The sequence below is a fragment of the Curtobacterium sp. APC 4022 genome, assembly GCF_030407555.1.
GTDB lineage: Bacteria > Actinomycetota > Actinomycetes > Actinomycetales > Microbacteriaceae > Curtobacterium.
The window spans coordinates 35,332-48,838 of sequence record NZ_JASDDD010000004.1; the positions used below are offsets into that span (position 1 = coordinate 35,332).

The window sequence follows — 13,507 nt, forward strand, 5'->3', positions numbered from 1 at the left end:
GGCCAGAGCTGACGGCCGCTCTCCGGCGGCCGAGAGTACGACTCGTGACCGAGACCCTGACCGCGCCCGAGGTGTACGACTTCGCGCGCCCGTCGACGCTCGCTCGTGAGCACGCCCGGGTCCTCGAGCTCGCCTTCGAGACGTTCGCCCGCCAGTGGGGCACGCAGCTGACCGCCAAGGTCCGTGTCCTCAGCCAGGTCACGTGCGAGCAGGTCGCGATGATGACCTACGACGAGTACGCCGCGTCGCTGCCCGCCCTCACCGGCATGGTCCTGCTGCCCATCGAGGGTGTCCCCGCCAAGGGTGTCCTGCAGGTGCCGCTCGACGCTGCCCTGACGTGGGTCTCGCACTCGCTCGGCGCCTCGAAGCCGCTGCCGACGCCCGAGCGCACCTTCACCCCGATCGAGCAGGCCCTCGTGCGCCGCCTGGTCGAGGACGCGCTCGACGACCTCCGGTACTCGCTCGGCGGGCTGCTCGACCAGGCCGTCACGGCCGGTGCCTTCCAGTTCAACAGCCAGTTCGCCCAGGCCGCGCAGAAGTCCGACCTGATGATCGTCGCGTCCTTCGAGATCCGCGTGGGGGAGCGCGTCGCCGCCGGCACCCTCGCGCTGCCCGCCGAGGCCGTCCTGCCGCAGCTCGTGGACCGCCCCGCCGACGTCTCCACAGCCGACGCGAAGGCACTGCTCGACGCCCAGCTCGCGTCCGTCCCGGTCGGCGTCTCGCTGCGCTTCGCCCCGGCCACCGTGCTGCCGGCGCAGGTCCTCGGCCTCGCCGTCGGCGACGTGCTGCCGCTGCCGCACCCGCAGCACCGCCCGCTCACCATCTCCGTCGACGGTGAACCCGTCGGCACCGCCGCCGTCGGCGCGAACGGCTCGCGGCTCGCGGGCGTCGTCGTCACCACCACCGCATCGGAGCCGTCCGCATGACCGTCGTCACCTCCACCCTGCACACGACCGCCGCCGAGGCGCTCGCCAGCGCGCTGCCCACCGCCGTCCCGCTCGTCGCCGTCGCCCAGCCGGGAGGCCCGTCCGCCGACCTGCAGGCACGTGCCGCCGACGCCGTGGTCGCCTCCTTCGTCGGTGGCGTCTCGGCCGACCTCGCCGTGGTGCTGCTCGACCTCGCCGCGATCACCGCCGCCGGTGGCGTCGACTCCGGACTCGTGTCCGTCGCCGACGTGCTCCGCCCCTCGCTCGAGGCCGCGGTCGCCCCGCTCGGGGCCGGTGTGCTCGGCGAGGGCCGCCGCGACTCCGCCGTCGCGCTCGTCGCCGACCCGGAGGCCGTGGTGTTCGCCCTCACCGCCGCCGGGCAGCCGATGGGCTGGGTCGCGATCCGGATCCGCGAGAACGGCACGGTCGCCGAAACGGTCACGGCCGCCCCGGTCCTGTCCGCCGGCAACCTCGGCCGGATCAACAGCGTCGAGATGACCCTCACCGTGGAGATCGGCCGCACCCGGATGTCGGTGCGCGACGTGCTCGGCATGGAGCCGGGCGCCGTCGTCGAACTCGACCGTTCCGCCGGTGCGCCCGCCGACGTGCTCCTCAACGGCCGGCTCATCGCGCACGGCGAAGTCGTCGTCGTCGACCAGGACTACGCCGTCCGCATCACCAAGATCCTCGACGTCGCCGAGACGGTCTGACCCGGTGGACACGCTCGTCATCGCGCTCCGCGTCGCGCTCTCCCTCGGCGTGGTGCTCGCCCTCATGTGGGCGCTGCACCGACGCATGCAGAAGGGGCAGTTCGGCGCCGGACGCACCCGGGGGCGCCGTTCGGCGTCGCTCGAGGTCGTCGCCCGCCAGGGCGTCGGCGGCAAGGCGAGCGTCGTCGTGGTGGACGTCGACGGACAGCGGCTCGTCCTCGGCGTGGCCGAGCACGGCGTGACCCTCCTCACGAGCCGCCAGGCGCCCGCGCCGGAGCTCACGATCGTCACAGGTCCGGTCGCGCTGCCGACGGCGGACGCGTTCCGTGCGGAACTGGACCGGCAGGACGAGGGTGGGGCGGGCCTCCCGTCCGACACCGACACCGCAGCCGCAGCCGCGACCGTGTCCGACGACGTGCTGCCGCTCCGGCCCCGCGGACGGCGTGCCGCACCGCGGACGAACCCGGTCGTCCCGACCGCCGCCCAGCTGCAGGGCTCGGTCCTCTCCGCGGACACCTGGCGCCAGGCGGCGTCGGCGCTCCGCTCCCGGCGGACCGGGTGAGCGCGGCCCGCACGGGTCGGCTCCTGCTGCTCGTCCTGCTCGGCGTGACCGTCGTCGCCGGGTACCTCATGCTCACCACGACCGGCGCGCACGCGACCGGCGTCGTCCAACCGACCGCGCCGACGGCACCGACCGCCCCGCCGACACCGTCCACCGGCGGCTTCAGCGTGAACGTGAACGGCCCGGACGGCACGCCGTCGTCGGCCGTCGTCACCCTCATCGGGATCACGCTGCTCAGCGTCGCCCCGGCCCTGCTGCTCATGATGACGTCGTTCACGAAGATCTTCGTCGTCCTCGCGATGACCCGGAACGCACTCGGCCTGCAGTCGATCCCGCCGAACCAGGTGATCGCCGGACTCGCCCTGTTCCTGTCCCTGTTCGTGATGGCGCCGGTGATCGGGCACGTCAACGACGACGCCCTGCAGCCGTACCTGGCCGGGCACCTCGACTTCCAGCAGGCCGTCGAGATCGGCACCAAGCCGCTCCGGACGTTCATGCTGCACCAGACCCGTGACGAGGACGTCGCCCTCATCACCCGGGCCGCCGGTCAGGCGAACCCGAAGGACCTGGCCGACGTGCCGATGACCACCGTGATCCCGGCGTTCATCATCTCGGAGCTCCGCAGCGCGTTCATCATCGGGTTCGTCATCTTCATCCCGTTCCTGGTCATCGACCTCGTCGTGTCCGCGGCACTGATGTCGATGGGCATGATGATGCTCCCGCCGGTGATGATCTCGCTGCCGTTCAAGATCCTGCTGTTCGTCCTGGTGGACGGCTGGGGGCTCATCATCACGTCCCTCATCGAGAGCTACCACGTTGTCTAGCCGCACCACGTCCGGGGGCCCCTCGTGAACCAGCAGGCGGTCATCGATCTGACCCTCCAGGCGCTCCTCGTCGCCGGCAAGCTCGCCGCGCCCGTGCTCATCACGTCCCTCGTCGTCGGCTTCGCGATCTCGCTGTTCCAGTCGGTGACGCAGATCCAGGAGGTCACGCTCTCGTTCGTGCCGAAGGCCCTGGCCGTCGCCATCGCGCTGGTCGTCTGCGGCAACTGGATGATCTCCGAGATGATCGCGTTCACCCACGTGGCGTTCGACATGATCCCGAAGCTGCTCGGGAGCGGCTGATGGACCTGGTCTTCGACTCCGCCCGACTCGAGGGCACGATGCTCGCCGGGGTCCGGCTCGTCGCGTTCTTCGTCGTCGCGCCGCCGTTCTCGTACAAGGCGTTCCCCGGCGTGGTGAAGGTCATCCTCGGCCTGGGGCTCGCGATCGGCCTCGCCCCGAAGGTCACCGCCGGGTACGAGCAGCTCGACACCGCGGCGTTCCTGGTCGCCCTCGTCACCCAGCTGCTCGTCGGCCTGGTGCTGGGCTTCATGGTGTACCTGGTGTTCGCGGCCGTGCAGTCCGCCGGCGCGCTCGTCGACCTGTTCGGCGGGTTCACCCTGGCGCAGGCGTACGACCCGCAGTCCCAGGTGAACGGTGCCCAGTTCACCCGGCTGTTCCAGATGGCCTCGCTCGCGCTGCTGTTCGCCTCGGGCGGGTACCAGCTCATCATCGGCGGCCTCGTGCGCTCGTTCGACGGCGTCCCGCTGGTGGACGGCCGGTTCCCGATCGACGGCGTCGCACCGATGCTCGTCGCCGCGTTCGGGCAGATGTTCCTCGCCGCGCTGCAGATCGCCGGCCCGCTCGTCGTCGTGCTGTTCCTGGCCGACGTCGGGCTCGGCCTGCTGACGCGTGTCGCGCCGGCGCTCAACGCGTTCCAGATGGGCTTCCCGATCAAGATCGGCCTCACCGTCCTGTTCGCCGGCGCGCTGTTCATGGCGCTGCCGAGCGTGGTGTCCTCGCTCACCGGCGACGCCGTCCAGGCGATCACGGGCAGGGGGTGACGACGTGTCCGACAGCGGAGAACGCTCCGAACAGGCATCAGACAAGCGGATGCGCGAGGTGCACCGCAAGGGGCAGCTCGGCCGGTCGCAGGACCTCAGCGCGTGGATCGGCATCGCCGTCGCCGCGCTCATGATCCCGTCCACGATCGGGCACGCCTCGGCCGCCGGGCAGCAGCAGCTGCACGCCGTGACGCTCGTCATCGCCGACCCGAGCATCGGCACCATGCGGCACGTGCTCGACGACGCCCTCGCCTCGATCGGCAGCACCGTCGGTCCGATGCTCGGCGTCGTCGCGGTCGCGGTGCTCGCCGTCGCGGTCGCGCAGGGCGGAGTCCACTTCAAGAAGCTGACCCCGGAGCCGGAGCACTTCGACCCCGTCGCCGGCGTGAAGCGGGTGTTCGGCACCCAGGCGCTCTGGAACGGGCTGAAGGCGCTGCTGAAGACCGCGGTCGTCGGCCTGGTGCTCTGGTTCGCCGTCCAGGGACTCGTCCCGGTCCTGATGTCGAGCGGGTCCCTGCCGCTGACGAGCGTCCTCGAGGCCGCCGGGGACGGCGCGGGCACCCTGCTCCGGGCCGCGATCGCCGCCGGGCTCGTCCTCGCCGCCTTCGACGTGTTCGTGGTCGTCCGGCGGAACCGCAAGCGCACCATGATGACCAAGCGCGAGGTGAAGGACGAGAACAAGCAGGCCGAGGGCGACCCGCTCGTGAAGTCGCAGCGACGCTCGCGTCAACTCGCCGCCAGCCGGAACCGCATGATCGCCGCGATCGGCACCGCCGACGTCGTGATGACCAACCCGACGCACTACGCCGTCGCGATCAAGTACGAGGCCGGCAAGTCCGCACCCCGCGTCGTCGCGAAGGGCGCCGGTCCGGTCGCCGACGCCATCCGCCAGAAGGCGACCGAGGAACGCGTGCCGATGGTGCAGGACATCCCGCTCACCCGGGCACTGCACGCCGCGTGCGAGCTCGGCCAGGAGATCCCGGTCGACCTCTACACGCCCGTCGCCCGCGTCCTGTCCTTCGTCATGACGCTCGCCGCCCGCGGGGCCACCGCCGGCACCCACACCCCGCCCCGTCCCACCACCCCGGAGGAGGTCGCCACCGTGCTCGACCCGACCACGCTCAGCGGCGACGTCCGCCCCCGGAAGCTCCGGACCCCGCGTCCCGTCACCGACCACACTCCCGGAGAGGCCCTCCCCGCATGAAGCGCGCCGACCTGCCGAAGTTCGCCGTCCCGGTGCTCATCGTCGGCATCATCCTGCTGCTGATCCTGCCGGTGCCGCCGTTCCTGCTGGACGTCCTCATCATCTGCAACATCCTGCTGGCGCTGGTGATCCTGCTGACGACGCTGTTCGTCAAGAAGCCGCTCGACTTCTCGGTGTTCCCGTCGCTGCTGCTCGTCGCGACGCTGTTCCGGCTCGGGCTCAACGTCGCCTCGACCCGGCTCGTGCTGGCACAGGGCTTCGCCGGCGACGTCATCCAGGCGTTCGGGCACGTCGCCGTCGCCGGCTCGGTCATCATCGGCGCGGTGATCTTCCTCATCCTCGTGGTGATCCAGTTCGTCGTCGTCACGAAGGGCGCCGAGCGCGTCGCCGAGGTCGGCGCACGCTTCACCCTCGACGCGATGCCCGGCAAGCAGATGGCGATCGACGCGGACCTCAACGCCGGACTCATCACGGACGTGCAGGCCAAGGAACGGCGTGCCGCGGTGTCCGCCGAGGCCGACTTCTACGGCGCGATGGACGGTGCGTCGAAGTTCGTCAAGGGCGACGCGATCGCCGGCATCCTGATCCTCGTCATCAACCTGGTCGGCGGCATCGCGATCGGCATGCTGCAGAACGGCATGTCGATCACCGACGCCCTGTCGCACTACGGCATCCTCACCATCGGTGACGGCCTGGTGTCCCAGATCCCGGCGCTCCTGATGGCCGTGTCGACCGGCATGATCGTCACCCGGTCGGGCGCCGAGTCCGACATCGGCACGTCGGCGTCCGACCAGCTGTCGCAGTCCCGCACCGCCCTGATGATCGCCGGTGCCGCCGCGATCGCGATGGGGTTCATCCCCGGCATGCCGATCCTGCCGTTCCTGCTCATCGGCGCGACGCTGCTGTTCACCGGGTGGCGGATCGGGCAGAACGCCAAACGCGCCGCCGCCACGGCTGCCGAGCAACAGGCGCTCGAGGCAGCCGTCCCCACTAGCGACACCCCCGAGGACCTCCTCGAGCAGATGCGCGTGCACGCCCTCGAGATCCTGCTCGCCCCCGACCTCGTCGACATGGTCTCCGGCGCCTCCGACGACCTGCTCGGCCGGGTCCGGGCACTCCGCCGGAAGATCGCCGTCGACATGGGCATCGTCGTGCCGCCGGTGCGCACCCGCGACAGCATCGACCTGCCGCCCGCGACCTACGCCATCCGCATCGCCGGGGTCGAGGCCGGCCGAGGCACCGCCCCCGCGCGGAGCGTCCTGGCCCTCGGTGAACAGCTCGACGGCCTGCCCGGCGACCCGACCGTCGAGCCGGTGTTCGGCCTGGCCGGCAAGTGGGTCCCCGCGGAACTCCGGCACGCCGCCGAGATGACCGGCGCGACCGTGATCGACCGCGTGTCCGTGCTCGTCACCCACCTGCAGGCCGTCATCGGCGACAACGCCGCCCGCCTTCTCACCCGCGAGGACGTCAAGGTCCTGGCCGAGGGCGTCAAGCAGGTCAACCCCGCCGCCGTCGAGGAACTCGTCCCCGCCATGCTGTCGATGGCCGAACTGCAGCGCGTGCTGCAGGGACTGCTCGCCGAGCGGGTGCCGATCAACGACCTCGGCCGGATCTGCGAGGCCCTGACGCTCCGCGCGAAGGTCTCCACCGACCCGGAGGGCCTGGTCGAGTCGGCACGCGCCGCACTCGGACCCGCGCTGGCCGCCCGACACCTCGACGGCACCGTCCTGCGCGTCATCATGATCGACCCGGTGCTCGAGCAGGCGATGCTCGAAGGACTCCGACCGTCCGAACAGGGCAGCCAGATCCTGCTCGACACACACCGCATCGAACAGGTCCTCGGCTCGGTGCGCGACTCGGTCCGCGCCGTCGAGGACCAGGGCCTGTCCGCCGTCCTGGTCTGTGCACCCCAGCTCCGCCCGGCCGTGCACCGCATGGTGTCCGCGCAGGCGAACGGCCTGCCGGTGCTGTCGTACCAGGAGGCCACCGCCGCGGGCTCCACCATCGAGACCGTGGGAGTGGTCCGTGCCGCCGATCCGATCGCAGCGTAGCGGCGCCACGCTCGACGAGGTCCGCGCCAGCGTCCTCGCCGAGTTCGGCCCCGGCGCCCGCATCGTCTCCGCCGAACGGGTCACCAGCGGTGGGGTCGCCGGGCTGTTCCGGAAGGCACACGTCGAGGCCGTCATCGAGGTCCCCGACCCGTTCGACCCGCCGACCGCCCGCGTCGCCATCGCCTCGTCCCCGGCCAAGCGGGTCGGGATCGCGGCGCTCCTCGCGGACGCCGAGGCGGCCGAGTCCCGCATCGCCGAGACCGACGGCACCGCGGGCACCCGTGCGGACGCCTTCGCGTCCGTCCTCGACGGTTTCGCGTCCGACGGGCTGGCTCCGCCGCGCCGGGCCGCCGGCCGATCTGTGCCGGGCGAGTCGGGCCTCCCGTCCGTCACCGACGGTGCCGTCACCAGCCTGCCGGGAGGCGCGGAGACCGACCCCTGGGCCGACCTGCGTGCCGAGCTGCTCGCCCCCGGCGCCGCGGCTGCCGCGACCACCGTCGCAGCGGCCGTGCCGACGCCGGTCCCACCGCCCGCACCCGCCGTCCGGTCGGCGGACGGGGACCTGGTCCTGCTCGTCGGCCGCGCGACCGACGTGGACGCCGCCGCCGGGGTCTTCGCGAACCGGCACGGACTGCGTGCGACAGCCGCCTCGGACCGGCGGAGCGGGATCCTCGCCCGTGCCGATGCGGTCCGCGACGGCGTGGCGCTGCTCGCGGTCGCCGCGTGGAAGGACGTGGCGACCACCGCCTCGCTCGCGCCGGACCAGGTGTGGGTCGTCGTGGACGTCGGGCGGAAGCACGAGGACGCCGTCGCGATGCTGACGGCCGTGGTCGAGGTCGGGGTGCCGATCGCCGGCGTCCTGGCCATCGGCGCCGAGGAGACCAGCACCCCGGAGACCGTCCGCCTGCTCGGGGTCCCGGTCCGCACGCTCTGACCCGTGCCCGTGCCGGTGCTGGTGCCGGTGCTCGTCGCTGCCGGGCCGTCGGCGGGGGAGTCGCTAGGCTGGTCCGGTGCTGGTACTCACGCGGAAGGTCGGCGAGCGGATCCTCATCGGTGACGACATCGTCATCACGGTGCTCGACTCCCGCGGGGACGGCGTGCGCATCGGGATCGATGCCCCGCGTGGCGTGAAGATCCAGCGCGAAGAGGTCGTCCGGGCCGTGGCCGAGGCGAACGTCGCCGCCGCTGCCGGAGCCGACGACGACGCCGAGGCGCGCTTGCGCGCCGCGCTCGGCGCTCCGCGGCCTCCCGCCGCCGACTGACGCGCTGCGCTGCCGCCGCGCTGCGCGCGCGGCTCCCGCGGCGCCGCTCGGCTGCGCCCAACCGCGTCCATCCCGCGCCGCGGGATCCCGCGGTGCGGACGGGTTCCTGTTGTGCGGTCCGGCTCGCGCCGGCCGGCGGCGGCCGCCCGCCCGCCGTGCCGACCGCCCGCCCGGCGGGCCGACCGCCCGCCCGCGGCGCGGTTCGGCTGCGCCCAACCGCGTCCGCCCCGCGCCGCGGGATCCCGCGGTTCGCGCGGGTTCCTCTTGTGCGGCTCCGGCTCGCGCCAGCCGGCGGCAGCCTCCGCGGCCCGCTGCCGCCCGCCTGCGCGGCCGGCCCGCGCCGCGGGATCCCGCGCCGCGGGATCCCGCGGTTCGCGCGGGTTCCTGTTGTGCGGGTCCTCGCCGCGCCAGCGCGGTCGCGCGCCAGCGCCGCCCGCGGCACGAACGGGAACCGCCCGGCACCGCGTGAAGTCGCGGTACCGGGCAGATGCCGTCGTGCAGGTCCGGCTCGCGCCTACGGGCGGGGCTTCTTCTCCTGCTCGGGGAGCCGGCCCGCGGCACGCTCGGCGGCGTACCAGGCGCGGGCCTCGTCCTGGCGGGCCTGCTCGGCACCGGCGGCGATGGGGGAGCGGACGTGCTCGGGCTCGTACCCGAAGGACTCGAGCAACTGCGGGACGACCGGGCGGATCCGCGCCACCAGCCGGTCGACGTACGCCGACACCGCGCGGGCACGCTGCGCCGAGAGCCGACCGTGCAGCAGGTGCCAGTCGAGGTGCTGCTCGATCAGCCCGAGGGCGAACAGGTCCCGCAGCCAGACGAGCACGGTCTGCGTGTCACCCGGCGGCACGTCGGCGATCGCGTCGGTGAAGGCGTCCCACTGCATGAGTTCCGCGTGCGCCTTCGACGCCTCGATGAGCTCGTGCTGCGACCGGTTGAGCAGCACGGCGGCGCGGGCACGGTCCTTGCCCGCGGTGCGCAGCCGCATCCCGATCTCGGTGACCATCGTCTCGACACGCCCGGCCAGCAGTGCGCGCTGGGTGCTCGCGTCCTGCAGGTCGGCGACCGAGGCCGCGAGCGACCCACGGTCCGACACGGTCTGACCGAGTCGACGGAGGCCCGTGGCGTCAGCGAGCTTCGAGGCGACCTGGGCGGCGACGAACTTCGCGGTCGACGCGGCATCCCGCGGCGCGGCCTTGCGGAAGTCGGTCAGCAGACGCTTGCCGACGAGCTGCAACAGCACGGTGTTGTCGCCCTCGAACGTCACGTAGACGTCCAGGTCGGACCGGAGGCTCGTGATCCGGTTCTCGGCGAGGAACCCCGCGCCGCCGGTCGCCTCGCGGCACTCCTGCAGCGTGTCGAGGGCCGACCAGGTCGACATCGACTTGAACGCCGCGGCCTGGGTCTCGAGGTCCTCGCGGCGCTCCGGGGTGTCGGCCCGTCCGCTGAACACGTCGTCGAAGGTCTGCAGCAGCTTCTCGTGGGCGAACGACTGCGCGAACACCGTCGCCAGACGCGGGATCAGGCGGCGCTGGTGACGGCCGTAGTCGAGGAGCACGCCCTCCTGCCCGTCGCCGGTCGGGAACTGCCGACGCTGCATGGCGTAGGTCAGGGCGATCTGCAGCCCGACCTTCTGCGCGACGACCGCGGCACCGTCGAGCGAGACCCGACCCTGCACGAGGGTGCCGAGCATGGTGAAGAACCGGCGGCCGGGGGACTCGATCGGCGAGGAGTACGTGCCGTCCTCGGCGACGTCGCCGTAGCGGTTCAGCAGGTTCGTGCGGGGGATCCGGACGTGGTCGAACCAGAGCCGTCCGTTGTCGATGCCGTTGAGCCCGCCCTTGACGCCGTCGTCCTCGCCGCCGACCCCGGGCAGGAAGCCGTCGTCGTCGCGCAGCGGGACGTAGAACGCGTGCACGCCGTGGTCGACGCCCTGCGTGACGAGCTTGGCGAACACGACGGCGGCCTTGCCGTGCAGGGCCGCGTTGCCGATGTAGTCCTTCCACGCACCGCGGAACGGCGTGTGCACGACGAACTCCTGCGTCTCCGGGTCGTAGGTCGCGCTGGTGGCGATGTTCTGCACGTCGGAACCGTGGCCGGTCTCCGTCATCGCGAAGCAGCCGGGGACGTCGAACGCGATGATGCCGGGCAGGAACTCGCGGTGGTTCCGCTCTGTGCCGAGGTGGTGCACGGCGGAGGCGAAGAGCCCCCACTGCACGCCGGCCTTGATCTGCAGCGACGGGTCCGCGACGGTGAGTTCCTCGAACGCCGCCAGGTTGCCGCCGTGGTTGTCCTGGCCGCCGAACTCGAGCGGGTACGGGCGCTGGATGGCACCGGCGTCGACCAGGATGCGGAGCTGCTCGAAGACCCGGGCGCGGTGTTCGGCGATCGGCTGTCCCTCGATCTTGTGCAGCGCGGGGTCGCGGGCCAGGCGGCGGGAGATCCGGCGGTCCTCCGCCCAACGACCGAGCAGGTGCTCGGCGAGCAGGTCGACGTCGATGCGGACGTCGGTGTCGGTGCTGCCGGTGGGCGTCCCCACCGCCGGGTCGCCGGTGGCGTCGGCCTTCGGCGCGCTGCCGGTGTCGGTGTCGGTCGGGCGGCGTTCGGCGTTGCTGCGGACTGGTGCGATGTCGACCATCGGGTGCCTCCTGGACTGCACGGTGCACGGACCGCGTCACTGCACGGCGGTCCGACCACGCCAGCGTAGGCACCGGTGGTGCGGATGGCATGACAGCCGTGCCAGGGCGACAACCGGGCGGCCCGGCGGCCCGGCGCCGTTCGTGGGAACCCTCCAAGACCCGCCCGGGACATCCGTCGAGACCCTGGCAACGATTCGGTGTGACCCCCGTTCCAGGGGCACACTCTCCGCCATGTCGAGCACCACGAAGCCCGAGCGGCGCAGCGCCGGACGCACCTTCTTCGGGCAGCCGTTCGAGCTGTCCACGCCCTTCGCCGTCGAGCTGTGGGAGCGCTTCTCGTTCTACGGCATGCAGGGCATCGTCCTGCTCTACATGTACTACTCGGTCACGCGTGGCGGCCTGGGCATCGACGAGGGTCTGGCCAAGGGGATCATGGGCGCCTACGGCGGGTCGGTGTACCTCTTCACGATCATCGGAGCCTGGGTCGCGGACCGGCTGATCGGTGCGGACCGCACGCTGTTCGGCAGCGCCGTCGTCGTGATGCTCGGGCACATCGCGCTCGCCCTGGTGCCGGGCGTCGCGGGCATCGGCGTCGGCCTCGTGCTCATCGCACTCGGGTCCGGCGGACTCAAGGCCACCGCGACGACGATCGTCGGCTCGCTGTACACGCGGGACGACCCACGCCGCGACGCCGGGTTCTCGCTGTACTACCTGGGGGTGAACCTCGGCGGGTTCGCCGGGCCGCTGCTCACCGGGCTGCTGCAGTCGACGCTCGGCTTCCACTACGGCTTCGGACTCGCAGCGGTCGGCATGGCTGCGGGACTCGTGCAGTACGCGATCCGCCGTCGGAAGCTGCCCGACGCGGTGCAGCACGTCACGAACCCGCTGCCGCGGTCGCGGTACCCGCTGGTCGTCGTCGTGGCCGTCGTCGCGGTCGTGGCCGTCGCGGTGGCCGTGCTCACCGGACTGCTGAACGTCTCCACGCTGCCGGTCGTGGTGGTCGCCGTCGTGGTCGTCGCCACCATCGCGTACTTCGTGGTGATCCTGTCCAGCGGCCTGACCTCGGACGAGCGCTCCCGGGTGTTCGCGTTCATTCCGCTGTTCATCGGCAGCGCGGTGTTCTGGTCGCTCTACCAGCAGCAGTTCACCGTCGTGACGGTCTACGCCGACCAGCGCCTGGACCGCGACCTGTTCGGCTTCCCGATGCCGGTGTCGTGGGTGCAGTCGATCAACCCGATCATGATCATCGCGCTGTCCGGGCTCTTCGCCGCGCTCTGGACCCGCCTGGGTGACCGCCAGCCGTCCACGCCGACCAAGTTCGGCCTGGGCACCGGGATCATGGGTGTGGCGTTCCTGCTGTTCCTGCCCTTCGTCGGCACCGGGGAGAACGGCACGCCGCTGCTCGCCCTGGTCGGCATCCTGCTCGTGTTCACGGTCGCAGAGCTGCTGCTCTCGCCGTCCGGGCAGTCCGTCGCCACGAAGCTCGCGCCGTCGAAGTTCCAGACGCAGATGGTCGCGCTGTTCTTCCTGTCGGTGTCGCTCGGGACCGCGCTGACCGGTGTGCTCTCGCGGTACTACGACCCGGAGAACGAGGCGCCGTACTTCACGGTCCTCGGCCTGGTCGCCGTCGTGGTCGGCATCGTCCTGCTCGTCATCGCCCGGCCGGTCCTCCGACTCATGCGCGGCATCCGCTAGCTCCGCGCCGCCGCGGGCAGCGCGCGCGGCACCGCACGTCGGACAGGCGCCATCCGGTAGCCTTGGCCACAGCTGAACAGCACCGGACCACGAGGAGTCACCCCATGCTCGAGCTCATCGCAGGCATCATCATCGGCATCGGCGTCCTCGGTGGCTTCGGGACCTGCCTGGCCTTCGCCGCCATGATGAAGTCCGGCTCCGAAGAGTACTGACCGGTCAGGACGCTCCGGCGTCCACGGTCTCCGGCTCCATCGGGACCGGCACCAACTGACGACTCTGGACGGTCGCGCGCTCGAACGGGCCGCGGCCGTCCGTCGTGTAGGCGGGCTCGTCGAACTCGACGACCCAGGCCACCCGCACACCGGCGCCGGCGTACCCGGCGAGCTGCGCGCCTCCCGGAGCGACGATGAGCCCGATCGGGTCGTCCGCCCACTGGTCGCCGCGGTCCGACGGGACCACCCGGACGACGGCACCGATGCCGAGCACCGGGACGTCCGAGGGCACCGCCCCGGCGGGGTCGTCGTGGGCAGCAGGGCGGGGAGCGCGACGTCCGAACACGCCACGACCCTACCGCCG

General features: G+C 72.2%; 13 protein-coding genes. 11 read left to right on the plus strand and 2 right to left on the minus strand.

All coding sequences use genetic code 11. The features are described from left to right. Nucleotides 1-44 precede the first annotated feature (44 nt). From QL987_RS01935 to csrA, 10 genes are all read left to right on the plus strand, one after another. A complete protein-coding gene (locus QL987_RS01935) occupies nt 45-926 on the plus strand; it encodes a flagellar motor switch protein FliM (RefSeq protein WP_290156041.1) in 882 nt (293 codons plus the stop codon). Next, nucleotides 923-1,636 carry a flagellar motor switch protein FliN gene (gene fliN / locus QL987_RS01940; RefSeq protein ID WP_290156043.1) on the plus strand — a complete coding sequence of 238 codons (714 nt, stop codon included), beginning with the start codon at nt 923-925 and terminating at the stop codon, nt 1,634-1,636. Before QL987_RS01935 ends, fliN begins: the two co-directional genes overlap by 4 nt. Nucleotides 1,637-1,640: 4 nt before the next feature. Beyond that, entirely contained in the window at nt 1,641-2,198 is a 558-nt protein-coding gene (locus QL987_RS01945) for a flagellar biosynthetic protein FliO (protein ID WP_290156044.1), read from the plus strand. Then, entirely contained in the window at nt 2,195-3,022 is an 828-nt protein-coding gene (gene fliP, locus QL987_RS01950; RefSeq protein ID WP_290156046.1) for a flagellar type III secretion system pore protein FliP, read from the plus strand. The genes QL987_RS01945 and fliP overlap by 4 nt, the downstream gene beginning before the upstream one ends. 24 nt (nt 3,023-3,046) lie before the next feature. Then, the gene (locus tag QL987_RS01955; protein ID WP_110902510.1) at nt 3,047-3,322 is read left to right on the plus strand and encodes a flagellar biosynthetic protein FliQ; all 276 of its coding nucleotides are present in this window, start codon (nt 3,047-3,049) and stop codon (nt 3,320-3,322) included. Further along, nucleotides 3,322-4,083: a flagellar biosynthetic protein FliR gene (locus tag QL987_RS01960; RefSeq protein WP_290156047.1), complete on the plus strand. Its 762-nt coding sequence runs from the start codon at nt 3,322-3,324 to the stop codon at nt 4,081-4,083. Before QL987_RS01955 ends, QL987_RS01960 begins: the two co-directional genes overlap by 1 nt. 4 nt (nt 4,084-4,087) lie before the next feature. Continuing rightward, nucleotides 4,088-5,287, plus strand: a complete 1,200-nt coding sequence (locus QL987_RS01965; protein ID WP_290156049.1) for an EscU/YscU/HrcU family type III secretion system export apparatus switch protein — start codon at nt 4,088-4,090, stop codon at nt 5,285-5,287. After that, on the plus strand, nt 5,284-7,338 hold the full coding sequence (locus QL987_RS01970) for a flagellar biosynthesis protein FlhA (RefSeq protein ID WP_290156050.1): 2,055 nt from the start codon (nt 5,284-5,286) through the stop codon (nt 7,336-7,338). Before QL987_RS01965 ends, QL987_RS01970 begins: the two co-directional genes overlap by 4 nt. Further along, nucleotides 7,313-8,272 carry a hypothetical protein gene (locus QL987_RS01975; RefSeq protein WP_290156051.1) on the plus strand — a complete coding sequence of 320 codons (960 nt, stop codon included), beginning with the start codon at nt 7,313-7,315 and terminating at the stop codon, nt 8,270-8,272. The genes QL987_RS01970 and QL987_RS01975 overlap by 26 nt, the downstream gene beginning before the upstream one ends. A gap of 76 nt (nt 8,273-8,348) precedes the next feature. Next, nucleotides 8,349-8,600: a carbon storage regulator CsrA gene (gene csrA / locus QL987_RS01980; RefSeq protein ID WP_111044175.1), complete on the plus strand. Its 252-nt coding sequence runs from the start codon at nt 8,349-8,351 to the stop codon at nt 8,598-8,600. 514 nt (nt 8,601-9,114) lie between these two features. Here the strand turns inward: csrA and QL987_RS01985 are convergent. Then, nucleotides 9,115-11,235: an acyl-CoA dehydrogenase gene (locus QL987_RS01985; protein WP_290156052.1), complete on the minus strand. Its 2,121-nt coding sequence runs from the start codon at nt 11,233-11,235 to the stop codon at nt 9,115-9,117. Nucleotides 11,236-11,467: 232 nt separating this feature from the next. Between QL987_RS01985 and QL987_RS01990 the strand changes: the two genes are divergently transcribed. Then, nucleotides 11,468-12,931 (plus strand): oligopeptide:H+ symporter, encoded by a 1,464-nt coding sequence (locus tag QL987_RS01990; protein WP_290156053.1) that lies wholly within the window; start codon nt 11,468-11,470, stop codon nt 12,929-12,931. 216 nt (nt 12,932-13,147) lie between these two features. On the opposite strand, the gene QL987_RS01995 is transcribed toward QL987_RS01990, so the two are convergent. Further along, nucleotides 13,148-13,489 (minus strand): hypothetical protein, encoded by a 342-nt coding sequence (locus tag QL987_RS01995; RefSeq protein ID WP_253463020.1) that lies wholly within the window; start codon nt 13,487-13,489, stop codon nt 13,148-13,150. Nucleotides 13,490-13,507: the final 18 nt, after the last annotated feature.

What these genes read in the sequence shown, in the direction of transcription:
- fliN (WP_290156043.1), top strand. Translation starts at nt 923, where the DNA reads ATGACCGTCGTCACCTCCACCCTGCACACGACCGCCGCCGAGGCGCTC.
- QL987_RS01970 (WP_290156050.1), top strand. Translation starts at nt 5,284, where the DNA reads ATGAAGCGCGCCGACCTGCCGAAGTTCGCCGTCCCGGTGCTCATCGTC.
- QL987_RS01960 (WP_290156047.1), top strand. Translation starts at nt 3,322, where the DNA reads ATGGACCTGGTCTTCGACTCCGCCCGACTCGAGGGCACGATGCTCGCC.
- QL987_RS01990 (WP_290156053.1), top strand. Translation starts at nt 11,468, where the DNA reads ATGTCGAGCACCACGAAGCCCGAGCGGCGCAGCGCCGGACGCACCTTC.
- QL987_RS01985 (WP_290156052.1), bottom strand. Translation starts at nt 11,235, where the DNA reads ATGGTCGACATCGCACCAGTCCGCAGCAACGCCGAACGCCGCCCGACC.